Source organism: Pseudosulfitobacter sp. SM2401 (assembly GCF_042932805.1).
Taxonomy (GTDB): domain Bacteria; phylum Pseudomonadota; class Alphaproteobacteria; order Rhodobacterales; family Rhodobacteraceae; genus Ascidiaceihabitans.
In genome coordinates this window covers 1,657,936-1,682,254 of record NZ_CP170633.1, presented here as the reverse complement: position 1 = coordinate 1,682,254, position 24,319 = coordinate 1,657,936, and the positions used below count along the sequence as shown (strand labels likewise).

The following is a 24,319-nucleotide window of genomic DNA, read 5'->3' as shown; positions in this document are numbered from 1 at the left end:
TACCATGCGCAATCACTATTACAGCACGCCTCGGCAGAATGCCCATCATGACGAAAACCCCCATGCCAACCACCTGATTGGTGAAACTGTTGGCACGTATCTGAACAAGCGACTGGCCGAAATCGGGGTCGGGCACGTGTTTGCCATTCCCGGAGATTACATCGCTGATTGGGTCGAAACGCTTGATGATCCGCGCAAGAACGCAGGCCTTGTGCGGGTGCATCCCAACAACGAAATGACCGCAACCTACGCCGCTGACGGGTATGGGCGCGCAACGCCCAGCACGGTGGGCTGTGTTGCGTTCACCTACGGCGTCGGAGCGATCAACGCGGCCCAAGCTGTCGGGGGTGCGTTTGTCGAAAACGTCCCGCTGGTGGTGATCAACGGCAGCCCGTCGATCGCGCAGTATAATTCGCAGCGTGACCAAGGTGTGCTGTACCACCACATGCTGGATGGGTCGCAATCGGATCTGCGGATTTTCCGCGAAGTCACAGCTTTGGCTGTGCGTATCGACAATCCGGCCTCGGCCCCTGATCTGATCGACGCAGCCCTGCGCGCCTGCATCACGCAAAGCAAACCCGTCTACATCGAACTGGTCAATCTGGTGCCGGACATGCCGTGCATCAAAGTGCCAAAAACACCTTTGGTGCCTGCAAAATTACCGCCGGATCAAAAGGCGTTGGCCAATGCAGCATCAGCGATTGTGGCCCACATGCGGGCGGCCAAACGGCTGGTGTTTATGGGTGGTTCAGAAGTGTCACGCTTTAACCTTGAGGAAAAATTCGCAACCTTGCTAAAGCTTGCGGATGCGCCGTACGCGGCCAGTGGTTTGGGCAAAAGCGTGCTGTCGGAATTTCGCGCGGACGTGCGATTTGCTGGTACGTTTCTGGGCCTGAGCAGTCAAAAGAACCTTCAGGATTTGCTGAAAGAGGCGGACTGCGTCGTGGCGTTGGGTGTGCAGGACACCGATTTTAACTACCTCGGAATTGTGACGCCTGACTACAATCCTGAGACCGCCAGCCACCTGCCTGGCCCGACCCATATCCAAGCACGCAACGGTGCGGTTTTGGTTGGCAGGCAGCTCGCGTATTGGGGCAATGTCGATCTGGAACCGCTGCTTGATACGATGATTTCAGCGCTGCAATCGGAGGCGTTGGCCAACGCGCCGTTCCCCGGATTGGCCAGCGGCACACCGTGGGATATTCCGGTTCCCCAAGCCTGCGATGACGACAAAGGCATCACGTGGGACAGTTTCAAATCCCGTCTCGTGCATGATTTTCTTGAGACATTTGACGAGCAAAACTACCCGCAGATTGTTGCAGATTCAGGATTTTCGTTTGTCGCGTTGCTGAATGTCAAAGCGGCGGCGCGCGGCTACATCGCGCAACTGGCGTGGGCGGCAATTGGCTACGGCGTGGGGGCAACGCCCGGTGTCGCCTTGGCGCAAAGCACGCTCGATACTCCGCGCCGTACGATCACCGTGACGGGTGACACAGCATTTGCCGAGACGATTCAAGCACTTGGCACCATGGCGCAGTTGCACCAAGGCGGCGTGGTCTTTGTCATGGACAACCGCGTGATGGCGGTTGAGCAATGGCTGATCAATGCAGATGTCTATTGCGTTGGCGCGCCGCCGCCGCATTTCTCGAGCATCACAAAAGTACCGCAGGGCCACATTTGGGACTACGTCAAACTGGCCGAAGGGTTCGGCGGCAAAGGTTACAAAGTCGAAACCAACGCCGACCTTACGGCGGTTTTGAAAGAGGTGCAAAACACCCCCGACGGACCAGTCACAGGTGCGCCGACATTCACGTTGGTGGCTGTGCGCATTCCGGAAAAAGATCTGCCTGATAACACTTTATGGCGTCTGAATTGTTCGGATTGAACCACGTCTTGCCCTGTCAAACCGCAGGGCAAGAAATTTCCCGCATGTCGCGAAAAAAACTGTTGTTTTGTGCTCAATGCCAACTTAGCATCACACACATATTTTACGCTTCACAGCTTCGCTTTATTTTACTCGATCGATTTCGCCACGCCGTTTTTGGCCAGCACTTAAGGATTTTTACATGAGCAGCACTGTCGCTCCGACGTTTCCCGCCAGCTTGATCAACGAACCTGCCCAATCCAACCCCGGCACGCCCACAACGTCGCTGGGGCCCATCGAACATTTGGTTGGCACGTGGACCAACAAAAACAATCCTGTCACCGGTTTGGGTGGCCCGACCAGCCCGTATTCGTACAACGTGATGCCGTTGCCGCAAGGCAACATGGCGCCGGCGGGCTACATTCTGAAGAACTTCAGCTACTACGAAGAGATCACCTTTAGCGCCATTCACGGCAGCGCGCCCAATCGCGGCGGCACCGGCACTCAGGTCGCAAATACTCTGTTTTACGAGCAACGTGTGTATTTCGCTGAAGGGCCGGGCAAAGACAGTCTGGTGCACGCAGAAAACGGATCGTGGTTGTTTCTGAGCGATCGTCAACAGTTTGCAGGGCCGTACGGGTCCACGCCTCTGCCCAACTCTACGCCGCCCACGCAGCCTTTCAATCTGGTCAAACAAATCTCAGTGCCGCACGGGAACTCGATTTTGGCCGCTGGGAATGTGGCCTTGAACGGCACAGGCGGCGTAACCCCAACGGCAGGATCGCCGGTCATTCCGGCCTCGGCCCCGGTGTTGCCAAAAGGCGTCGACACGTCGCTGTACACGACCCAAGCCAACACGGCCGCCAATTATCAGAACCCGAACGTGGCCTTTACCAACAATCCAAACCAGCCGCTAATCGATGCGATTGCAGCCGTGCCCGCCACCAGCTTTATCCAGCTGAATGTGGACACCAAGACGTCGAAACACCCTGTCTCGAACATTGAATTTGAACAGAAATGGGCGAATGTCACCCAGTACGAGGCGAGCTATTGGTTAGAGGCGTTTGGCGGCTCGTCCGATTTCACACAGCTGCAATACAGCCAGACGATTTACATGGACATCCCGATTACGGGTGCCGGTCTGGTCAGCTTCCCGCACATCACCACGAACACACTGACCAAGATGTAATTCAAAATCGGCCCCTTTGGATGCGCGAAGGGGCCCCAAATTGTCTATTCTACGGGGAAGGAAAATTATTCATGAGCACGCAATGTGTAGACGCAGATCCGGTGACCAAGCTAACGGCTGCGGAAAAAACACTGGTTGACCAGATCAACACAACTTGGAACCGCGACAAGGCGATCACGCGCTTGAAATCGGATTTACAGACCGCAGTCGAGATCGAGCTGGCGACCATTCCGATCTATTTGTTCACCTATTACTCGCTGGTGCGTACGCAAAAGACGGGCAACAATATCCGCCCGATGGACCTGTACGCGAACAAGGCCGCTGGCACGATTATGTCCGTTGCGGTCGAGGAAATGCTGCACATGTCGCTATCCTCTAATATCCTGTATTCATTGGGGCAGGACCCGATTTTATACATGAAGGCACCAGGCCCGTACCCGACGGGTCTGCCGTATCACAACCCCGTTGGTCCCCCCGGTCCGCATGGTCAAACGGATGTGCAAATTCCGTTGTCCAAACTGACCTACGATCAGCTGTGGCACTTTTTGCAGATCGAATACCCCGAAACTTTTGATGCGGTGCCTCAAGATCGCGATTGGGACAGCATCGGGCAATTTTATTCCTACATTCGTTGCTTGATTTGTTCCGATTGGATCACGGATGACGATTTTAAACAGGGGAATGCTGCGAACCAAATCCAGCATTTTAACTATTCGCCCAACAACATCGACACGGTGTACCCGTCTGGGGAATTTGATCCGTGGAAACCTGCGTCACCTGCCAATGATCCAAAATGGGCCAAGGCGAATGATGCGCCCACAGCGTCGGCGGTTGCGATTTTCCCAAATGCCGAAGACAGCTTTGCCGCGTCAATCGGAGACATCGAGGCGACGCCGTTGATCTCGGTTTCGAGCAAAATCCAGGCGATGATTGCGATTGACACGATCTGTGATCAAGGTGAAGGGTTTGCGCCAGCGGGCGGTGAAGACGGCCAGACAGACGATCAATCTGGCGAAGAGGAATCACACTATTTCAAGTTCCTGACCTTGCAAGCGCAATTCGAGCAATACGCGTTCCACGTTGAAAAACTGGCGCAGTTCCCTCAGCCACCCGCGCAGGTTCAGCCGACGATAACCCAAGATGATCTGAACCCTTTCTTGGTTAACTTCCCTGACAATCCAAAGACTGCGGAGTACACGGATGAAAACCAAGCGATCTTGTCTGATTTCTGTAATGGCCTGTTTTCGTACATGTTTATCATGACGGAAACGATGTACAAACTGCCGCCCGATTCAAAAATCCAACGCAAGTTCTTTAACGAGGGCCTGCATCGCTCGATGATTTGGGTGCTGGACAAACTGATTTTGAACATGCGTGGCATGCAGCTAGACAACGGCGCAAACCCGCCGCAGTTTCTGGCTCCGACGTTCGAAAATTTCGATCTGGGACCACGGGATCAGGCGTTCGGCACGCTGGTTCGATTGGGCGAAAAGGTGATGAACGCCTTTGGCCAAGACAGCTACACCGCCAGCATCGTGAAGACCGCGATTTGCGCCGCGGACACGACACCAGATGGCAAAGTGCATTCGATGCACCTGCCGGATGTGTCTGCCTACTGGCAATGAACGCCGATTTCCTTTTGAATAAACACGAGCACACGAGGTGTGAGAATGACTGACAAACCAAAACCAACCATCGGAACGCCGGTTCCAAATCCGAACCCGTTTGATAAGCCAACGGTGCCGGTATTTTTGACCGAAGCACAGATCGCGCAAAAACGTGCGGCTGGCAAAATGCCAGACTTGGGCGTCGTGCCTGCGGGTGTGCCACTGCACGCGTGCATGGGGTTAAATGCCTGCGCGGGGGCAGATCGCTACGGGCTGAACGGACCAATTGACGGGCGTGGACCAAACGATTGCGCGGGGCAGGGATATTGCGCGACCAGCAACGACCACACCTGCCACGTACAAAACAACTGCGCCGATCAGGGCGGGTGCGGGTTGTACGGCACGGGCGAGGAAATGGACAAGCCGGGCACAAACGATTGCCGCTCGCTTGGGTCATGCGCGACGCCTATCAACGCGGAACGCTTCAGCACAAACGGCCCTAACAAGGGCAAATCAGTCTGGTTGCGCGCGCGCGAAGTGTTCAAGAAAGAACGCTGGCCCGCGCTGCGCACAGAGCTGTTGGCAAAACAGCAGGCGGGCAAGGTTCCTGCCGATCTGAAACTGCCGGAGAAACTGGGCGCCGTGCCTGAAATTTTTGCGCAAACTGGCCCGACATATTTGTGGATTTCTGACGACAACACTCACCGCGGCAACATGACGTCCTGTGGTGCCAGCGGCCTTTCCGGTGCGGGCGGCTGCGGTTGACCCTGTCTCAAGATACGCTTGCAACCTTGCCCAAGCTTGGTCTTGGGCTGGGTCTGCGCAATGTTCATTTCGAACATATTCGCACTCATTGGCCAGAGGTTGACTGGTTCGAGGCGATCTCTGAAAACTTCATGGATTCTGGCGGCCAACCGCGCCAAGTGATGCGCGAAGTTGCGGAACGGTACCGCGTCGTTTTGCACGGCGTGTCGATGTCGATTGGCAGCACGGACCCGTTGGATTTTGGATACCTTCGTAAACTTAAAGATTTAGCGGCTGAAGTTAATCCTGCGTGGATCAGTGATCATTTGTGTTGGACAGGCGTGATGGGGTTGAATTCGCACGATCTGTTACCCGTGCCATTGACCGAAGAAACGCTGGCGCATGTCGCAAATCGCGTGCGCCAGGTTCAGGATTTCCTGGAACGACCGCTGATTTTGGAAAACCCTAGCACCTACATTACCTTTGCCCAAGACACTCTGGACGAACCAGATTTTCTGCGTGCGCTGACGGACGAAACGGGCTGTGGGCTGCTGTTAGACGTGAACAATGTTTACGTCAGTTGCTTTAATGCAGGCACCGATCCTGTTGCATACATTGACAAATTTCCGTGTGACCGTGTGGTGCAAATGCACCTGGCGGGCCATCAACACTGCGGCACGCATATTATCGACACGCACGATCAACCGGTGCGGCCCGATGTTTGGGAACTTTACCGCTTGGCGTGGGCGCGTACCGGTGGTGCCTCGACGTTACTGGAGTGGGATGGAAATATCCCAAGCTTTGAGGATTGCCACGCAGAGTTACTGAAGGCCAAGGCCTATATGAAAGGCACGTTTGACCCCTCGATGATCAACATGAGCGGCGATGTCGGGCAGGCGAACGTGTCAAATCCGGTCGATCATTTGGTGCCGAGCGTTATGCAATCTGTGGTCATGGAAACCACGTGAGCGAGACGTCTTTTACCCTTTCACAATTGCAATCCTGGATGCAAAACGCGCTGCATGCGCCGTCCGGTGTTCCAAAAAACCAAGCAAACGCCATGCTGACATCGCACCCTCGGTTCTCAGGTGCAGACGGTTTGGCCGTTTATCAACGCAGCTTTTTCCTGCGCATTGTCTCGTGTATGCGCGATCAATTTCCCGCCTTGTGTCACGCATTGGGGCAGGGGTTGTTTGACGATTTTGTTGCTGAATACATCGTTGCGGCCCCACCAGAAAGCTACACGCTGTACGACCTTGGGCGCCGTTTCCCCGCATTTTTGCAATCTAACCGACCTGACAGCGCGGATGCGCGCGAAACGTGGATCGACTTTGTGGTCGATCTGGCCCGGTTCGAACGGCAAGTGTTTGTAATGTTTGACGCACCCGGTGCAGAAACGACCGGCTATGCGACACTGCAAACACCGGATGCGGCGTTGCGGTTGCAGCCTGCGGTGTCGCTTGGCAGCTATCGTTTTCCAGTGGCTATGTATTACCACGACGTGCGCGCAGAACGGCCTGCGTCGCTGCCGCCCTTGGATGCGATGCATGTCGCGTTGGTGCGCAAAAACTACTTGACGCAAACGATTCCGATCAGTGCTGCGCAGCATCTGTTTTTGCAAACCCTGCACGAGGGGCATTCTATTGACACGTCCCTTTCGACCCTTGCGACGCACACTGGCACGCCGCGTGAACAGGTGCGGGCAGCGTGGGAAACCCAAGGCGGCACCCGAGATGTTTGGATCAAGGCGGGAATGTTCGTCGTCGCGTGACTTGCGATGGCTGCGTTGCGTGGCGCGACCAAAACGCAACCGTCAGATATCGACAATCTCGACGGTCGGTTTAGCCCCGCCTAGGTCTTGAAATGCGAGCTGGCGACAGGAGAAAACAAGAATTTGTTGATCCTGCGCGACCCGCGTCAACGCCGTGAACATTTTGATGATCCGATCGTCGTCCGAATAGACCAATGCGTCGTCCAAAACGATCGGCATATGACGACCCTGACGCGCAAATAGGCGTGCAAAGGCAAGCCGCGTCAGGATCGCGATTTGCTCTTGGGTGCCGCCCGATAGGTCATCCATGCTCTCTTGGGCGTCAGCGCGCACAAGGCCAGAGGGCAGCAAACTGTCACTGTCAAAGCTAAGGGCCGCATCGCGGTGCAAGATCGAAAGCAGTGGTTTCAGCTCTTCTTGGACGGGGCCAAAATAGGTGTCGCGTGCCGCGTTGCGTTCGTCGTTCAGCGCGGTTTGCAATCTGGTCAACGCGGCAGCCTGACGGGCAAAGCGTGCCTCGGTGCTGCGTGCTGTTTCCAATTGACCGACCAATAGATCACGGTGTTCCTCGATACCGTGCCCGGCCAACGTGCGAATTTGCGATGACAAAGCTGCCAGTTGTTCGCCAACCTGCGTGCGTTCGTTTCGGGCCGTGTTGACGGCACCCGTTGCGCGGGTCAGTTCGGCCTGTGCCGTGTCCAGATCCGGGGCCGAGTGCACCAGTTTTTCCAATGTGCTTTGGGATGTTTCCAATGCGGCTTGCGCGGTTGCCTGATCGCGCAAAAGCTGTGTGCGGCGCGCATCAAGCGTGTCTGGCGCGCCAATGTCTGCGGTCGCGCTTTGCAGTATTTCGTCTGCGCGGGTCGCTGCGGCTTGCAGTTTGGCAGCGGTTTCCCGAACTTGCGCATTGTCTGCGTTGGCTTGGCGCAGCGCCAAACGCGCGGTCTCTTCATCGCGTTCGGTTTGGGCCAGATGCGCCTCTAATTCCGAAGTTGTCGGCACAGGCTGTTCATGCGCTTGCGAGGCTGCCAAATTGGCGTCGGCAAGGGCGGCACGCAAACTGTCCAGCCCGTCAGGGGCCAGTGTATCCAGACGCGTTTGTTCCAATTCGGCTTTGGCATCTGCTTGGGTTCGTGCGCGCATCAGGGTCCGTGCGTCGTCCAGCGTGGAAATATTTGCACCCGACAAAAGCCTATCCAGCGCGGCTTGTGCTTTGCTGAGGCGGTCTTTGCTGTCGGCATTGGCGGCTTGGCTGTGAATGACCATTTGCCCGATCCCCGGCAAATCAAGCTGCGTGTCACCGTCCAAGTGAACCGGTTGCCCAGCCGGCAAGATTGATCCGTTCTGCGTGATCCGGGCGTCACCATCGTAGTGCACGAACAGGCGCGTGGCCTGCGCCAAGAGTGCGGCCTCAAGCTGTGCAACAGATGTGTGCGCGGTCTCGACAGATCGAAGCCAGTCGGGCGTGGCACCTGACGCTTTGACAACGGCGCGGGCGGCATCACGATCGGCCATGGCGGTGTGCGCCTTGGATATTTGGGTCGCTAATTGTTTGGCCTGGGCCTTTGCGGCGCGCGCGCGAATTTGGGTGCGCAACGCGTCAAGACGCAGGCGCGCTTGCGTGATCGCGGCAGTTGCCTCGGCGTGCCGTTTCTGCGCCTCATCTAACGCATGTTGCTGTTGGAGTGCCTGCGCCGCGGCGTGATCCGCGTCGGATGCACGGGCTTTGGCGCTGCGATCAGCACTCTGGAGGGCTGTGAGTGCATTCAAAAGCCTATCCAGATCGGACTGCGCATTCGCTGCTTTTAGTCCCGCAAGGTCATATTCTTGCTGGGCCAAGGCAACAGTGCTGGCATGTGCTTTGGCCGTTTGCAGGGCTGTTTCGGCGGCTTTCTTGGCGTTGTCGCGCTTGGCCATGGCATCCGGATTATCCAACCTTTTCAGTGCGATATCAGCTTGCTTTCGGGCCTTCAGCGCAGTTTCCAATTCGTGAACTTGCAACGTGACGCCCGACAATTTTGTTTCCAAAGCATCGGCGGTGTCAGCGGCATCCTTCCACGCGCCGGTTTTACGCCCGGTTTTGGTGGCGATGCCCCCAAGCGTTTCGGCCACACGGCGCATCACGCTGTCCATCCGCCGCCCGCCGGTCATCGTGTCGATTTCACCGGCAACAGAGGACAACAGATCGCGGCGGGTTTCGGTCAGTTGCGTCTTTTCTTTGGTGCTGTCAGGTTCAAGGCCAACCAGCCCCTGACGGACCCACAACAAGCCGGCAGGCCCTTCACCACCGACGCCCAGAAGGGTTGAAATCCAACGCTCTGCCTCGTCTTCTTGGGCGACGATTTTGCCGTCAACCAGTCGCGTAACCTTGGCCGTTTTCTTGGACAAGAAACGCTTTTCGACGCGAAAGATACCGGCGTCAATTTGCACGTCAGCCGCGACATGAACCGCGCCGCCTGCGTAGGGTTGCAACGATTTCACAGCCTTCGCAGAAGAGCTGAATTTTTCGAAAAACAACGCGTGGAGCGCATCAAAGAACGTGGATTTTCCAAACTCGTTGGCCTCGGACACAACCGTAACGCCGTCGCCAATGCCAGTGATAGAGGCCGATTTACCGGCGAATTTACGCACGTTGGTCAAATGAAGCGCAATGAGTTTCATCTACGCCTCCAATGCAAACGTAAACAAATGCGACAACGCGGCTTGCGCCGTGGCACGCTCTTCGGGGGACAGGCGTTCATCTGCGGCTTCGGCGGCTAAGGTTTCGGCCGTTGCCCGCAAGGCACCTTGGTGATCGATCGTATCCAGATCATCGGTGCTGTGCACCATCGCAAGCTGAAAAAGATCAGCCCTGTGCCACAAAAAGTCGGGGGCGGTCTTGGCAATTTCCTGTTCAAGCGTCACCCGGGCAAGTGGGCCCAGCGATCCTGTGACGGATAGGTCAAACAAGGTTAACGCACGGGAATTCAAGGTTGGCAAAACGCCGGAATGCAAAGTGACACAATCGTCTTGACTGGTCATGTCCAATTGCGCGTGTTGCCAGTGAATCGTACCGGTCGGCAGTGACGTTACAACTGGCGACGCGGTTTTTCCAGCGATTTTGACCAGCAAGGCGGCGGGCGTTTTGGCGTGTTTGAAACCATCCGCTTCGGGCGCGCCAGAGTACCATGTTTCGGGCCCGATTTGCAGCTGCCCGTGCCAATCGCCGAGCGCGAGGTAACTCAGCCCCGCGCGCTTGGCACGGTCCGGCGCGATCACCGAAGACGCGCCGTCTTCGCTGGTGTCAAACGTGGTGACTGATCCGTGGGCCAACCCGATACGCAAGGCGTCTGATGTGTCCGCTGTGTCGAACCAATCGGTCAGATCACGACCGGGATGCCGTTCGGCGGGGGGGGCGGGCAGCAGCATCGCCGCGTCGGACAGCGCAAATGGCATGGGGTCAAGCAACACCGCGACATTGTCGGGGGCGTCTTGCGCGACTTGGCGCCACAGCTCTGTTGCATTGGCATGGTCGTGATTGCCGGGCATCAAAACCCAAGTTACATGATCCGCGGCCCGCATCATATTCAACGCCTGGCGAATGACGGACGGGGCAGGCGTGGTTTGATCAAACGTGTCACCAGCAAGCAGAATGTGACCGGCACCGTGTTCATGTGCCAACGCTGCAAGCCGCGGCAAAACGTCAGCGCGTGCTTGGCGCAAACGCGCCTGCACATCATCAGGATAGCGGCCAAACGCCTTGCCCAAATGCAGATCGGAAGAATGGATAAACGTGATCACGAGGGGGCATGCGTCCTTGGGGTTGGTCGATCAATTCCGTATAGCAAACTGCAAGAGAATGCTAAACCAGATGTGCAGGGATCGCTTGCCGGTTTGATCACTCCTCAAAGTAATCGGGCAAAAGTCGCGACACCAGCCCCACCAAAAAGGCCGTGCTGATCCCGAACCCAAGCAGACCGCAAACGGCACTGAATGTGGCAAACAATCGAATGTCGGGGTCCAGCACGATGTCGCCATAGCCTAGCGTCGTGTAGGTTACGGCCGAAAAATACAGCGCGGTAGGCAGTTCCGAAAACGCACCAAACCCGAGCCAAATTGCCGCCCACAGCCAAATCTGAAGGCCGTGGGATGCCAGAATAGCCGCCAGCATCATACTGACCAACCCGACGATACGCGGCAAATCCCGCTTGAAAATCGGCAGCTTTGCGATGCGTCTTAGCAGCGGCAGGACCGCAAACAGCACCAGCACATGAATGATCGCACTCGCCCCAAGCAGCACCGTGCCGAACGTGATTTGAGCAAATAGACTCATCGACAACCGCCTTTCGTACAACCTCAATATGTGATCAGAGTAGAACAACGGAAACCACATAAGGACGCTGCCATGCGCACTTCAATTGCTGCCGCCATCTTTGTTATTGCGGGAACTGCCGGACATGCGCAAGACACTGCGCGCCCTGCCAAGGTTCTGGTGGTTCAAGAAACAGCAAGCACGGTGCAGCGTCGTTACCCCGCGATTGTGCAGCCGTCTCAGGAATCCGAAGTGTCGTTCAAAGTGTCAGGCGAAGTGATCGCGCTGCCCATTCGCGCGTCATCGATTGTGGTGGCCGGTGATGTGATTGCACAACTCGACAAACGGTCGTTTGTAGCCGCTCTTGAGCAACTGAACAGTCAGCGTGATCAGGCTCAATCACAGCTTGAGGCGTTGCAAAATGGCGCACGGGCGCAGGAAATCAAAGCGCTTGAGGCGTCGGTTGCAGCGGTGCAGGCGCAGGTCACGCAGGCCGAAGAACAAGTCGAACGCAGCCGCCGGTTGGCTGAACGTGGGGTTGTCTCCAAAGCCCAGCTTGAACAAGACGAGGCGTCGCTCAAGGTGGCCACAGCACAGTTGAATGCAGCGCAAGAAGAGTTGGAATTGGGCCTTGAGGGCGCGCGTGCCGAAGACATCGCGGCCGCGACTGCCGTTTTGCGTGGTCTGGATAGCCAGCTTCGGCGGGCCCAAGACAACCTTGACGATGCAACCCTGCGCGCGCCGTTTGATGGTATCGTCGCACGTCGTGACGTTGACAATTTCACGAACATCCAAGCCGGCCAAAGCATCGTTTTGCTGCAAACGCTGACGACTGTGGATCTGGCCTTTGATGTGCCGGGCCCCGATGTTTTGATCTGGAGCGCGGCGGCTGACACGTCATCTGTGGTGGAATTGGACGCGCGTCCGGGGGCGTCGGTCCCTGCGGAATTGGTTGAATTTTCGACCCAAGCGGATGCAGGCACCCAAACCTACCGCGCCCGTGTTTCGATCAAAGTTCCCGAAGGCGCGCAAGTTTTGCCTGGCATGGTCGGCAGCGTGATTGTCGCCAGCAACGAGGCTGCGATGCCAAGTATCAGCGTGCCTTTGACGGCGATTGCCGCCAACGTGAACGGCGGGGCATTTGTCTGGGTTGTGGATGCAAAATCGAACACTGTGACGGTCCGTGACGTGACGCTTGGCGATGTTTCTGGCGCGTCCGTCGTCGTCAGCGAGGGTTTGCAATCCAAAGACATGATCGTCACCGCAGGCGTGTCATTTCTGCGCGAAGGGACTGTCATCAGGCCCATCACCAAGGTCGGAGAATAACCCATGGATCTGGCCCGTTTCGCTATTGAAAAGCGTCTGATCTCAGCGCTTGCGACCCTGCTCATTTTGGTGGGAGGCTACTTTGCCTACACCGCGTTGCCGCGGTTTGAAGACCCTGAATTTATCATTCGCCAAGCACAGATTGTCACCCCGTATCCCGGTGCAAGTGCCGAAGAAGTGGCAGAAGAAGTCACTGATTTAATTGAAGATACCTTGCAACAACTGGCCGGTGTAAAAGAAATCTTGTCGGTATCTTCACCGGGGCTCAGCACTGTCACAGTGGAGTTCGAAATTGCTGGAACCAAAACCCGCGATGCATTGGCGCAGAAATTCACGCAGATGCGTTCAAAGATCACAGATGGGCAGGCAGGCTTGCCGCCCAACGCGCTGGACCCGCAAGTTTATGACGATTTTGGCGACGTGTTCGCGTTGTATTTTGCCGTCACCGGCGAGGGGTATTCGCTGCCCGAACTTTATGAATACACCAAGGATTTGCAGCGCGATCTGGTGCTGGTCGATGGTGTGTCAAAGATCGTTTTGAATGGCGTGCAAGATGAAATTATCTATGTTGAATATGCGCCAGCACGCCTGACGGAAATGGGTATTTCTACGGGTCAAATCGCGGATGTGCTTGAGGGGCAAAATCTTGTCACGCCCGGAGGATCCCTGCGGGCGGGCGAAACCAGATTGACGCTTCGGGCGGCAAACGCGGTAGATTCCGTGACCGCAATTGGTGATCTGGTATTGGTTAATCCGCAAACCGGCGCGTCCTTTAGGTTGTCTGATATCGCGACGGTGCGACGCGGCGTGCAAGAACCCGCATCAAAATTGCTCTATCGCAATGGCCAGCCCGCCATCGGTTTGGGCATTTCAAACGCCATCGGCGGCAATGTCGTAGAGATGGGCGAGGCGGTCAAAGCCCGCATGGACACTCTGATAAACGACCGGCCCATCGGCATCGAAATTTCCCCCATCTCGGATCAATCCGCAACGGTCAAAACTTCGGTGTCCGACTTTGTCATGAACCTGGTAATAGCCTTGGCGATTGTTGTCGGTACGTTGTTGATCTTTATGGGGTTGCGATCAGGCATCTTGATGGGCGGCATCCTGTTGGTGACCGTCGCGGGCACGCTTGTGGGCATGTATGTCTACGGTTTGGATATGCAGCGCATCTCGCTCGGTGCCTTGATTATCGCGCTGGGGATGCTGGTGGACAACGCCATTGTTGTGGTCGAGGGCACGTTGGTGCGCGTTCAAAACGGCGAAGACACGGCCAGTGCGGCGACGGCGGTTGTGAACCAAACTAAATGGCCATTGTTGGGGGGCACGATCGTGGGGTTTCTTGCGTTTTCCCCTATCGGGTTTTCACCGGATAATACCGGCGAATATGCGGGCAGTTTGTTTTGGACCATTTCGATTGCGCTGCTGTTTTCGTGGCTGGTTGCGGTCTGGCTAACGCCGTATTTTTGCACGCTGATGTTGAAGCCCAGCAAAACGAAACCAAAAGGCGAGAACACTATTTTGCGCGGTTACAGATCGCTTTTGACAACCGCGATCCGCTTGCGGTTCGTGACTGTTGCGATTGTTTTGGGGCTATTTGCGACGGCAATTATCGGGTTGTCTATGGTGCCCGCGGGCTTCTTTCCGTCCTCGACACGGGCGCAATTTGTCATCGATTACTCTTTGCCGGAAGGCACGGATATTCGGACAACAAAGGCGGATTTGCTGCGCATCGATGAACATGTGCGCGGCCTTGACGGGGTGACCAGCACAAACACGGTGGCCGGTGGTGGGCATTCTCGATTCATGCTGACGTATTCGGCGAATGATGCCAGCGCGGCATACGGCCAGATTTTGGTGGACGTTGAAACCTATCAGCAGATCGAAGGTTTGCGCACTGAAATCCAACCTTGGATTGATGCAAATTTCACAAACGCCAACGCCAAAGTTTGGAAATTTGTGCTGGGCCCAGGGGGCGGTGCAAAAATCGAGGCGCGTTTTTATGGACCTGATCCTCGGATTTTGCGCGGTCTGTCACAGCAAGCCAAAGACGTGATGGCCGATGCCGGTGGCATTGCGATCCAAGACGATTGGGGTGCGCAAACACCCATCTTGCGCCCAATGATCGACAATGAGAATGCGCGTCGTTTGGGACTGACGCAGGGTGAAATCTCGAACGCACTTTATGCGCATCTCGAAGGCAGCCGCATAGGTGTCTACCGCGAAGCCGAGGAATTGCGCCCGATCGTCATGCGCCCTTATGAAAATAGTCGCGATGACGCATCAAAGCTGCGCGATGTCCAAGTCTATAGCCAAGTCGCAGGCGGTTATGTTCCCGTCGCGCAGGTCGTCGATCGGTTCGAATTGGTGTATGAGGCAAGCAAATTGCGCCGCGTAGATCGCAAGTTGGCGATCACTGCACAGTCTGACAATGCGCCGGGTGTGCTGTCGGGTGATCTATTTGATGCGGTGCGCGCACCGATTGAGGCGATCAATCTGCCGCCCGGTTATTCGTTCGAATGGAAAGGTGAATTTGGCAGCAGTGCTGAGGCAAACGCAGGTCTGGCCGCGACTATGCCGCTGGGATTCGGTGCGATGATTATCGTTGTATTCTTGCTGTTTAACGCGGTGCGCCAACCTTTGATCATTTGGCTAACGGTGCCTTTGGCGTTGATCGGCGTTGTTTGGGGGCTTGTCATCACGCAGACGGCGCTCGAATTTATGGCGATCCTTGGAATTCTCTCGCTTGCGGGAATGTTGATTAAGAACGCCATTGTTCTGATTGACGAGACCGACAGTTTAATTGACGGAGGCCGCGAACGCATGCAGTCGATTGTCGATGCCGCAGTCAGTCGCGCGCGACCGGTGACATTGGGTGTGGTCACAACCGTGCTGGGTGTGATCCCTTTGTTGTGGGATCCGTTTTTCCAATCGCTGGCGGTGGTCATTATTTGCGGCCTAAGCTTTGCGACGATCCTGACGCTGATCATCGTGCCCACGCTTTACGCGATTTTCTTTGGTGTAAAGATGTCGGAAATGGCGCAAGACTGATGTCAAGCTGCAATCAAGGATCGAAGCAGGTCCTTTTTCGCAACAAAAATACGTGCTGTTTCGCCGTATTCGTTAATGGGGCAGGGTCGTCCGGTTACGTTTGGACGTAGGTTCGGAAAAATTGAAAACAGCTCTTCGCAGACTTCAGACCCGATCATTTTCAAACCCATCGGGCCGGGATAAAAGCTTTCTGATGGGATGCCTTCTGCGAAAATGATTTGATGCGCGTCGAACATCAAATGCACGTAGGTGACCGATGTTTTGCCGTGGGCAATGCGCACGCCCGTCATTGTCGTCGCCAAATGTTTGGCACGCACCAAGTTGGTGTCGCCAACGACCATGCCGTGTTGTTGCGAGACAAGCAGCGGGCGAATGTTGCCAAGAACACCAGCTTTGATCAGAACGGGTCGTAGATTTTCAGAGTTCTGCAACGCCTGACGACCAACGGTTCGGGTTCCGATCCAACGAATGGGCTGCGCGCCATTGTCGGCAGTGTAAACCAAGTCCCCAATGCGCAGGTTTTCAATCAAAATATCGCCGCGCGGCGTTTGAATTGCGGTGCCATTTGTAAAGCATGTCACACCGGTGTTTTCCTCGGTAAAGCTCGAGTTGTCGGCACTAGCGCCCTGTATCGTAAGAGAACCAGAACCGAACTGGTCGTTGTCCGAATAATCAACGCCGTCCAAGCCATCGTTTGACTGATTCAGAACACCGTCATCAGCTTGATCTGCGTATAATTCAGAGAGGTGATCGTAATACCCACTGAGATCAATAGAGTCGTTGTTGGTCGCGTCGCCGTCGCTCAGCGTACCAGTGTTTCCAGAATTGAAGTCCGTAATCGTGTCGTTACCATCGCCAACAGAATAGGCGAAAACATCGTTGCCAGCACCACCTTCGATACTGTCGTCACCATCGCCGCCATCGATTGTGTCATTGCCGTCACCGCCGATTAACGTGTCGGATTCTAGGCCGCCGTCCAGGCTGTCATCGCCGCCGCCGCCGGTGATCGTGTCGTTGCCTCTGCCACCGATGATCGTATCATTGCCGTCCCCCCCTGAAAGGGCATCGTCGCCATAATCGCCATCGATGTAATCGTTGCCACTGCCGCCTTCGAGTGTATCTCCGCCATTCCCGCCAATGATCGTGTCATTGCCACCGCCTGCGTCGATGTCCTCACCAACGTTGTCCCCGCCAACGCCATTCCACGAGGCACTTGCATCCACAGAGTCATCATGTTCGGTCAGGACCATGTTTTCGATGTTGTTAAACGTGATCGTCTGTGTGCCGTCAGTGATCGAACCTGCACCGTTGCCTGTGTAGGTTACCGTAACCCCGTCAGGCAGGTTGCTGAAATCCAGCGTGTCCTTTCCAGATCCACCTTCAAAGTGTTCGATGTCGCTAAACGTACCTGAGGCCCCACCGCCGCCGTCGTAGGCGTATGTGCCGTTTTCTAACCCGTTAAAGGTAATCAGGACAGGTGTGCCACTGACAAAGACCAGCGCGTCATCGCCGCTGCTGCCATCAATCTGATCTACGCCAGAACTGTCGGTAAAGCGGATCGTGTCATCGCCCGCGCCGCCGTCGATGGTATCGTTGCCTTGTTCGCCTTGGATCAGGTCGTGGCCATCGCCGCCACTGATGGAGTCGTTCCCATACCCGCCATAGAGTGTATCATTCCCAGCGCCGCCAACCATATAATCGTCGCCGTCGCCGCCATACAAAGTGTCGTCGCCGCTGCCGCCATGCAAGGTGTCATCGCCGGATCCGCCCGACAGCCGATCATTACCATCGCCGCCCTCGATGTAGTCGTTGCCGCCATTCCCTGATAATGTATCTTGGCCGCCTTCGCCGATCAGCGTGTCGGAATTCGACCCGCCATCGTTCATGTCATTCCCTTGGGATGAAATGACGGTTGTGAAATATTCAAGCTGCGTCGTACCGCCCATTTGCGCGTCCGAGGAACCACCATTATCGCTGTCACCGATCGTAAAATTCGACGTTCCGTTGCCGATGACAATTCTGTCGCCATCAGGCCAAAAATCCACATCAAAGTTGGAGGGCAAAGCGGAAAAATCAAGCGTATGGCCCGGCCCGGATTGGCTTATCGCGGCCCAGAATGCCGGGTCGTTCCAATTTGATGTCGTGACTGTATACGTGGCCATTGTCGTCGCTCCTGCCGGGACTCCTAAGGGCTGATCCCGCAAAATTACCTGCACGCCTGTTGTTCAGCGGCTTTGGCCCTTAGCGGCGCGACCATACTCATCCGACTGTTGAAGACAGGTGAACGGGCAACCGCATTTGCGGAGAAATGATCCAAGCAATTGATTTCAAATTGTAACGGCTGGTCGCGACGTCTGGTGTGTCATTCTGGATCGTAAGAATTGACAAACGCCGCTCGGCAATTCAATTTTCAATTATTTGGCGAATTTCAAAACGGCCAAAATTACGCAGTACCTGACAGCTATGAGCGAACCGGTTTTTACGATCCATTTGAGACGCAAAGAACACAGCACACCCCATGACGGCACCCACAGCCGGCCTACAAAACCACCAAGAAAATAGGGGTATTTATCCGAAGGAGATTTTGATTATGAATAAATTGAACGCACAAAAAGGCGACCTGCGAAAGCACGGATTATCGACGCAGCTGATTGTCCTTTTTCACTCGTTTCGCGGCGGCCCTGAAAAGATGTCTGACGTGTGCAAATACATCGCACAGCTGTATCCGGACGCGGATCAATACGTTCCTAACCTGCCGTGTTCGACGTTTTCGCAGGCCAGCCCGGGTGATATTGCCGCGCGCCAACTGGCTAAAATTGACGGCATTTGGTCTGATGGCAGCGCAAATTATCGCTCTATCATGTTTGTCGGGCACAGTATCGGCGCGTTGATTGCGCGCAGCACGGTGTTGCTTGCGATTGAACGGGCAGGGGCGGTTGACGGGGATCAAACACTTGATTGGGTCAATCGCGTTGACCGGTTGGTTTTGCTGGCAGGGCTGAACCGGGGTTGGAAAGCAGGGCACCACCTGAGCCTTTTCAATCAGCTGAACTGGAATGTCGGAACCGCAATTGGCAGCGTCTGGGGTGCGATCACCAAAAAGCCATTCCTGATCATGTCGATCCGGCGTGGATCACCCTATTTGACCGATCTGCGCATTCGTTGGATCCTTGCGGCAAACCAGGCGCAGCGCCAGGGTGGCGCGTTTCCTTTGACCATCCAGATGCTTGGATCGGCCGATGATATGGTGTCGCCCAAGGACAACATTGATTTGGTGTCCGGTCGGAATTTCTATTACCTTGATGTGCCATATTCCGATCACAGAAGCGTTGTTGATCTGCAGTCGGCAAACATCGTGCAAAGCGCCTATCGCCCAAAAACCACTGATGGGGCCGAACGCAAACGGGTTCTGCGCGCAGCGTTGATGTCCACCAAGGACGAGCTGGAAGGCATTACGCATTTGCCAGCGGACAAACCACAGGACCCGCCCAACCACGACACCACTGATTTTGTTTTTGTGATCCACGGCATTCGCGATGTCGGGCATTGGACCCAGAAAATTGCGCGCGCGATCCTGCGGCGCAGTCGGCAAGGGGCAATTGACGGCAAAACGGTCCAAATGGCTGCGGAAACATCCAGTTACGGGTTTTTTCCGATGTTGCCGTTCTTTCTGCCATGGGCGCGACGTCAAAAGGTCGAATGGCTGATGGATCAATACGCCGAAGCACTGGCCGAGCACCCCAATGCGCAAATGTCTTTTGTCGGGCACAGCAATGGCACGTATTTACTGGCGCGTGCGCTCCAAGACTATCCGTTTTGCCGTTTCAAGAACGTGGTTCTGGCGGGTAGCGTCATTCGGTCCAGCTATAATTGGGAAGAACGGCGCAAGACCAACCAAGTGCAAAACGTGCTGAATTTTGTCGCAACGTCGGATTGGGTCGTGGCTATTTTCCCCAAAGCGGCAGAGATGTTGTCGGTGCAAGATCTTGGCAGTGGTGGCCATGACGGGTTTGGCGGAAAGATAAATGAAATCAGATATATGAAAGGGCAACATAGCGCTGCACTGGTCGAAGAGAATTGGGATTCCATCGCCGAATTTGTCGTTACAGGCGACTTGCCATTGCTGCCGCCGACACGGACCGATCAAGACCAATCTGAAGGGTTGGCACGATGGGCAAAGTTTGCGCCATTGATCTGGGTGGCTGCGATTGCGGCGTTGGTGTCGCTCGGCTTTGGGGTGCGCGCACTCGGGTCAACCGAAACCGCCAGAACGCTGTTGGTCGTTGTGTACCTCAGCGCGATTTGGGGCGTCATCACACGGCTTTGAAACGCAACACTCAGCGGGGTTTTGTCGCAAAATTCTTTGGTGCGTTTCAAACGTATTCGGTTAAGGTTTTTCAGCGCACTCACTGCGAAATGTAACAGATTGCACGGCGTAGAATATGAAGATAGGCCTTACCGGTGGGGCGTCGGGGATTGGTGCGGCAGTTGCAGCGGAACTAAAGGTCGATGGTCATCACGTCACTGCATTTGACATTTCCGAGCCGCAGGAAAATGTGGATCGCTGGGTCGAAACGGACCTCAGCGCCCCTGCGTCTATCAAGGCGGCGATTGATGCTGCCGACGGGCCATCTGACGCTTTGATCAACACCGCAGGATTTTGCCACCGAATTTGGCGACAAAATGGTCCAAAATGTTGCGCGCGTTGGCCGGCCGGGTTTGCCAAGCGAAATCGCATCCGCCATCGTTTTCCTGGCCTCGCCCACCAGTTGTTGGATCAGAGGGCAGGATATCGTCATCGACGGCGGCATGAGCGCAATTGCGACCAGCGAGGCGCTGGGGCTTTGAGCCGTACGCGGCGTTGGCACAGGTCAGCCACGGCCATTGATTTTCATCGGCGTTTCTGTTTGCCAAAGACTGACGATCAACACGAACGAAAGATGCGGCTATGGAAAACTCTGTGATGCGATCATCTGACGGCGACGCGCCGGTTTGTGATGTCGATTTCTAAGGTGAGGCCGCGATTGCCGACCCCGTTTCGGCCTATCACGACATGCTTGGCCATGGCCCGATCGTTTGGTTGCAACACAACAACATTTACGCAATTTGCGGGTTTGAGGCGTTGATTAAATCACTGCGAAATCATCAGTGCTTCAGCTCTGGTTAGGGCGTGTCGATCAATGACGATGTGAACACACTGCTGGTTGGCAGCACGCTGAATTCGGACCCGCCGCAGCATGATGCGACCCGCGCCATCACGTTTTCGCCGTTGACCCCCAAAGCGCTTGAGGCAGTCCGCGAAAAGATCGAAATGCAGGCCGATTATTTGGCCGCTCAGATGGTCCAAAAAGGTCAATTCGATGCCGCCCAAGAGCTTGCACCTTACTTGCCGCTCACGGTTGTGTGCGACCTTGTGGGATTGGGGGAGCACGGTAAAAACAACATGCTGGGGTGGGGCGCTGCGACGTTCGAATTGTTGCGTGATCCACGTGCGCGCCGTGACAGTGCGATTGCGAATTTGAAAGAACTGCGCCGCTTTCTTGAAGACCCCGAAACGCTGCAATCCTTCAGTCCGGGTGGCTGGGCCAGTCGGGCAACTGAGTTGGGTATTCAAAGTGGCATGGAACCTGCGCGCGCCGCTGAGCTGATGCGCGACTACATCGCACCTGGTTTGGATACGACGATTTCGGCCATTGGCTACGCGGTTGTGTTGTTTGCCAAACATCCCGATCAGTGGTCCAAATTGCGGGCCGATCGCACGCTGATCCGCAACGCGATTGAGGAAATCGTGCGCCTGAACACCCCGATCAAGGCCTTTACGCGCTACGTGACCCAAGATTGCCTCGTCGAGGGCGTGACCTTGCGCAAAGGGTCGCGCGTGCTGATGGTTTTTGGCGCGGCAAATCGGGACCCTGCGAAATTTGAGGATTCTGATCGCTTTGACATCTCACGTCACGCGCGTGGGCATGTCGGTTTTGGAAACGGCGTTCACGCGTGCCTTGGCATGCATCTGGCGCAGCTCGAAATCACCAGTCTGCTCAATGCGCTAGCGGACAGGGTTGAACGGTTCGCGCTGACCGGACCCGTGGTGCCATCGGTCAACAGTTCGATTCATTCGCTTGCCAGCGTTCCTGTTCGTGCGATTGCCGCACCGTAAAATGAAGCCACGGCTGTGACGCTGTCGACGATTTTGGGCCTCTCAGAATTACGCCTCTAGGCTGTATTTTGTTTGAAAAAGCCCGTCAAACTTGCCAGAACAGGCGTCTTTTCCTAGTATTCTGTGCAGATCGGTACATTTTAGACCAAGGACATATTTTGACCTACACATTGTTTTGCCGCCTGATCGCGTGTGTCGTCATTTTCACCGTTGGTGCCCCTGCATTCGCCGAACGGTTAGAGCAATCATGGCAAGGGCCACGGGACTACTTTAACAGGCTGTCGGATCAAGCCTGCGCCGGGGACCAAGGTGCCTACATCGAGTTGTCCAACAGCGCGCTTTTGAAAAACAACGTGGTGGCGATGAATGATTTGGGCTGGGTGTTTTCCACGCAGAAGTGCAGCTTTAGCAACGCAGACCTTAGCTATGCAGCCGAGCAGTACAAACGATCCGCTCTGGGTGGCTATCCGCTGGGCCAAATGAATTATGCAGAATACCTGATGGAAGGGGTGTCGTTCGAACGTAACCCGGAATTGGCAAAAGGCTATTTCTTGCGTGCCCTCAACGCAGGGTACGGCAATTCGGGTGTCAAACTGGGTCACTATTATCTAAGTGCGGAATTTCTGCCGATCGACGACGTAAAAGCCAGATCGCTGTATGACCGCGCACGCGACGCCGGTGCTGATCAATCAAAGCTAAAGCGGTTGGCCATCGAGCTTGCAAAAGTCGAAACCAGCAGCGGCCCCGAGATGTCCCAAATCGACGAACGCCAAAAGCTGTTTACGCAGGCATGGGGTTACGGCTACGGCGAAGCCCGCTGGGATCACGCCCCAAATGGCAAATTTCAAGCACGGGTTTACGTGGGTGTTTTTGACGACACCAAACAGGTCTACCTGGGTTTGATGCGAGATACTTTTGACCCGACGGTTCGTGTGACGGGCGTCTACGTGGAAAAAGCAGACAAAACACGGACCAGAATAGATCTTGGGTTTTGCACCAGTGAAACCTGCCAGGTCGAGCAATATGGCGATAACTTTGGCTCTCCGGGATCATTCATCACGATCACGCTCCCACGCTCCAGCCAACGCGCTACTCTCGAGGCGATCAAGTCCGGCAAATACATCGCGTTCAACTACGTGACCCAAGGCGGAAACAAAACTTACACGCTGGGCCTAAAAGGGTCGCGCAAAGCGATCGAAACTTTGGAACGCCAGAACGGCGTATCGTCCAGCCGTATCGGCAACTCCGGCAGCGTAAACGCGTCATCAGCGGACACTGGGGCCTACAGATCGGCGGTAAAATCCTTGATCCAAAGGTTAACACTCGAGTGGGTGCACGCAGGTGGCGGCGCACAGGCCGGACTCCAGTCATTTGTCGCAACCGACACGGCGTGTGTGTTTCAAACGTTTGTTGATCATCCCAACACGGGCAAAACCACCCACGAATTTAACCTCGGACATTTCGATCCGGAACGCGTCGCCTGGGAGGAACATTTCTTCTTTGGAAAGCCCGCGTTTTTCACCGTCAGAACACTTGGTGATCGTGAGGTGTCAAGCATTTGGACGAACTACCCCGATGGAACCTCTGATTTCAAAAAAGAGGCGGACGTGTCGTTCTACATCGGTTTGGAGGGCGATTTTTCCGGCGTCAAACCGCACATGGAAACAGCAATCCGACACTGTAACGCGGTAATGGGGCAATAGTTTTCTAGGCTCAGAGCATCGTGTGTGCACAATCAAGGATTTGATAAAATGAAAGAACTGATGATTTCCGCCTGTGTTGCCACGTTGCTATCTGGGTGCTTGTCGGCGCAAACATCCACCGCGTTGGGCGAAACTGTCCCGGTCATGCTGTATCCGGACACAGATCACGGCACGTGCAGTATCGGGCTGCAAGTCAACGCTGGTGGGGCCGATTTACGATCAGGGCCGGGGCCTGAATTTCCGATCATTGCCAGATTGCAGGCAGGCCACGTGGTATCCGGATGCGATGAACAAAACGGTTGGGACGGTGTCATTGATGGCACCAGCGAAACCTGCAGCGTTGGCATAACGGTGTCCGAAAAACAGGCCTATGTTGGCCGATGCGACAGCGGTTGGATTGATCCAAAGTCGCTCACTTCGATCTACGGGTAGGGTTGCCGTGATAGTCGTTTCGCAAGGGCGTTAGATGACTGACAGTACTGCTTTCCCGCGCGCCAAGATCACTTTGGGGCCGCGCTTTTGATTGCCAAGATCAGCGCGCAATTGGGGACCGATGACGCGCATTACGAATGGGTCTGATTGCCCATGGGGGCGGCAACCTTGAAATGCTGCGCCA

General features: G+C 55.4%; 17 protein-coding genes and 1 pseudogene. 14 read left to right on the top strand and 4 right to left on the bottom strand.

The features are described 5' to 3' along the window. The first annotated feature begins 4 nt into the window (after positions 1–4). The 6 genes from ACFIO0_RS08275 to ACFIO0_RS08250 all read left to right on the top strand — a co-directional run bounded on the left by ACFIO0_RS08275 (position 5) and on the right by ACFIO0_RS08250 (position 7,175). Complete coding sequence (locus ACFIO0_RS08275) at positions 5–1,885, top strand: thiamine pyrophosphate-binding protein (protein ID WP_390914871.1); 1,881 nt, start codon at positions 5–7, stop codon at positions 1,883–1,885. A gap of 181 nt (positions 1,886–2,066) precedes the next feature. Continuing rightward, on the top strand, positions 2,067–3,053 hold the full coding sequence (locus ACFIO0_RS08270; protein ID WP_390914870.1) for a heme-binding protein: 987 nt from the start codon (positions 2,067–2,069) through the stop codon (positions 3,051–3,053). Between the two features lie 71 nt (positions 3,054–3,124). Further along, the gene (locus ACFIO0_RS08265) at positions 3,125–4,678 is read left to right on the top strand and encodes a ferritin-like domain-containing protein (protein ID WP_390914869.1); all 1,554 of its coding nucleotides are present in this window, start codon (positions 3,125–3,127) and stop codon (positions 4,676–4,678) included. A gap of 45 nt (positions 4,679–4,723) precedes the next feature. Next, positions 4,724–5,425 carry a hypothetical protein gene (locus tag ACFIO0_RS08260; protein ID WP_390914868.1) on the top strand — a complete coding sequence of 234 codons (702 nt, stop codon included), beginning with the start codon at positions 4,724–4,726 and terminating at the stop codon, positions 5,423–5,425. Beyond that, entirely contained in the window at positions 5,422–6,372 is a 951-nt protein-coding gene (locus tag ACFIO0_RS08255) for a DUF692 family multinuclear iron-containing protein (RefSeq protein ID WP_390914867.1), read from the top strand. The genes ACFIO0_RS08260 and ACFIO0_RS08255 overlap by 4 nt, the downstream gene beginning before the upstream one ends. Further along, a complete protein-coding gene (locus ACFIO0_RS08250; protein WP_390914866.1) occupies positions 6,369–7,175 on the top strand; it encodes a putative DNA-binding domain-containing protein in 807 nt (268 codons plus the stop codon). The genes ACFIO0_RS08255 and ACFIO0_RS08250 overlap by 4 nt, the downstream gene beginning before the upstream one ends. 42 nt (positions 7,176–7,217) lie before the next feature. Here the strand turns inward: ACFIO0_RS08250 and ACFIO0_RS08245 are convergent, their stop codons facing one another. The 3 genes from ACFIO0_RS08245 to ACFIO0_RS08235 form a co-directional block, all read right to left on the bottom strand. Further along, positions 7,218–9,836 carry a chromosome segregation protein SMC gene (locus tag ACFIO0_RS08245; RefSeq protein WP_390914865.1) on the bottom strand — a complete coding sequence of 873 codons (2,619 nt, stop codon included), beginning with the start codon at positions 9,834–9,836 and terminating at the stop codon, positions 7,218–7,220. Beyond that, positions 9,837–10,955 carry a metallophosphoesterase gene (locus tag ACFIO0_RS08240; RefSeq protein ID WP_390914864.1) on the bottom strand — a complete coding sequence of 373 codons (1,119 nt, stop codon included), beginning with the start codon at positions 10,953–10,955 and terminating at the stop codon, positions 9,837–9,839. A gap of 97 nt (positions 10,956–11,052) precedes the next feature. Beyond that, positions 11,053–11,487 carry an ion channel gene (locus tag ACFIO0_RS08235; RefSeq protein WP_390914863.1) on the bottom strand — a complete coding sequence of 145 codons (435 nt, stop codon included), beginning with the start codon at positions 11,485–11,487 and terminating at the stop codon, positions 11,053–11,055. A gap of 72 nt (positions 11,488–11,559) precedes the next feature. Here ACFIO0_RS08235 and ACFIO0_RS08230 point away from each other — a divergent pair, with 72 nt between their 5' ends. Further along, complete coding sequence (locus tag ACFIO0_RS08230) at positions 11,560–12,792, top strand: efflux RND transporter periplasmic adaptor subunit (protein ID WP_390914862.1); 1,233 nt, start codon at positions 11,560–11,562, stop codon at positions 12,790–12,792. A 3-nt stretch (positions 12,793–12,795) separates the two neighbouring features. Beyond that, positions 12,796–15,843 carry an efflux RND transporter permease subunit gene (locus ACFIO0_RS08225; RefSeq protein ID WP_390914861.1) on the top strand — a complete coding sequence of 1,016 codons (3,048 nt, stop codon included), beginning with the start codon at positions 12,796–12,798 and terminating at the stop codon, positions 15,841–15,843. Positions 15,844–15,845: 2 nt separating this feature from the next. On the opposite strand, the gene ACFIO0_RS08220 is transcribed toward ACFIO0_RS08225, so the two are convergent. Further along, complete coding sequence (locus tag ACFIO0_RS08220; protein WP_390914860.1) at positions 15,846–18,005, bottom strand: Hint domain-containing protein; 2,160 nt, start codon at positions 18,003–18,005, stop codon at positions 15,846–15,848. A gap of 428 nt (positions 18,006–18,433) precedes the next feature. On the opposite strand from ACFIO0_RS08220, the gene ACFIO0_RS08215 reads away from it, so the two are divergent. The 6 genes and pseudogenes from ACFIO0_RS08215 to ACFIO0_RS08190 all read left to right on the top strand — a co-directional run bounded on the left by ACFIO0_RS08215 (position 18,434) and on the right by ACFIO0_RS08190 (position 24,135). Continuing rightward, on the top strand, positions 18,434–20,170 hold the full coding sequence (locus ACFIO0_RS08215) for a hypothetical protein (RefSeq protein WP_390914859.1): 1,737 nt from the start codon (positions 18,434–18,436) through the stop codon (positions 20,168–20,170). 115 nt (positions 20,171–20,285) lie between these two features. Beyond that, positions 20,286–20,474 (top strand): annotated as a pseudogene (locus ACFIO0_RS08210) (3-ketoacyl-ACP reductase); the annotation flags it as partial. A gap of 52 nt (positions 20,475–20,526) precedes the next feature. Continuing rightward, positions 20,527–20,691, top strand: coding sequence for an SDR family oxidoreductase (locus ACFIO0_RS08205; RefSeq protein WP_390914858.1), 165 nt, complete (start codon positions 20,527–20,529; stop codon positions 20,689–20,691). A 322-nt stretch (positions 20,692–21,013) separates the two neighbouring features. Then, the gene (locus ACFIO0_RS08200) at positions 21,014–22,000 is read left to right on the top strand and encodes a cytochrome P450 (protein WP_390914857.1); all 987 of its coding nucleotides are present in this window, start codon (positions 21,014–21,016) and stop codon (positions 21,998–22,000) included. Positions 22,001–22,158: 158 nt separating this feature from the next. Beyond that, positions 22,159–23,703: a tetratricopeptide repeat protein gene (locus ACFIO0_RS08195; RefSeq protein ID WP_390914856.1), complete on the top strand. Its 1,545-nt coding sequence runs from the start codon at positions 22,159–22,161 to the stop codon at positions 23,701–23,703. A 48-nt stretch (positions 23,704–23,751) separates the two neighbouring features. Next, the gene (locus ACFIO0_RS08190; protein ID WP_390914855.1) at positions 23,752–24,135 is read left to right on the top strand and encodes a hypothetical protein; all 384 of its coding nucleotides are present in this window, start codon (positions 23,752–23,754) and stop codon (positions 24,133–24,135) included. Positions 24,136–24,319: the final 184 nt, after the last annotated feature.

Excerpts from the sequence above, each read along its gene's own strand:
- ACFIO0_RS08225 (WP_390914861.1), top strand. The coding sequence starts at position 12,796 with ATGGATCTGGCCCGTTTCGCTATTGAAAAGCGTCTGATCTCAGCGCTT.
- ACFIO0_RS08220 (WP_390914860.1), bottom strand. The coding sequence starts at position 18,005 with ATGGCCACGTATACAGTCACGACATCAAATTGGAACGACCCGGCATTC.
- ACFIO0_RS08190 (WP_390914855.1), top strand. The coding sequence starts at position 23,752 with ATGAAAGAACTGATGATTTCCGCCTGTGTTGCCACGTTGCTATCTGGG.
- ACFIO0_RS08245 (WP_390914865.1), bottom strand. The coding sequence starts at position 9,836 with ATGAAACTCATTGCGCTTCATTTGACCAACGTGCGTAAATTCGCCGGT.
- ACFIO0_RS08205 (WP_390914858.1), top strand. The coding sequence starts at position 20,527 with ATGGTCCAAAATGTTGCGCGCGTTGGCCGGCCGGGTTTGCCAAGCGAA.
- ACFIO0_RS08230 (WP_390914862.1), top strand. The coding sequence starts at position 11,560 with ATGCGCACTTCAATTGCTGCCGCCATCTTTGTTATTGCGGGAACTGCC.
- ACFIO0_RS08270 (WP_390914870.1), top strand. The coding sequence starts at position 2,067 with ATGAGCAGCACTGTCGCTCCGACGTTTCCCGCCAGCTTGATCAACGAA.
- ACFIO0_RS08265 (WP_390914869.1), top strand. The coding sequence starts at position 3,125 with ATGAGCACGCAATGTGTAGACGCAGATCCGGTGACCAAGCTAACGGCT.
- ACFIO0_RS08260 (WP_390914868.1), top strand. The coding sequence starts at position 4,724 with ATGACTGACAAACCAAAACCAACCATCGGAACGCCGGTTCCAAATCCG.
- ACFIO0_RS08275 (WP_390914871.1), top strand. The coding sequence starts at position 5 with ATGCGCAATCACTATTACAGCACGCCTCGGCAGAATGCCCATCATGAC.
- ACFIO0_RS08235 (WP_390914863.1), bottom strand. The coding sequence starts at position 11,487 with ATGAGTCTATTTGCTCAAATCACGTTCGGCACGGTGCTGCTTGGGGCG.
- ACFIO0_RS08215 (WP_390914859.1), top strand. The coding sequence starts at position 18,434 with ATGAATAAATTGAACGCACAAAAAGGCGACCTGCGAAAGCACGGATTA.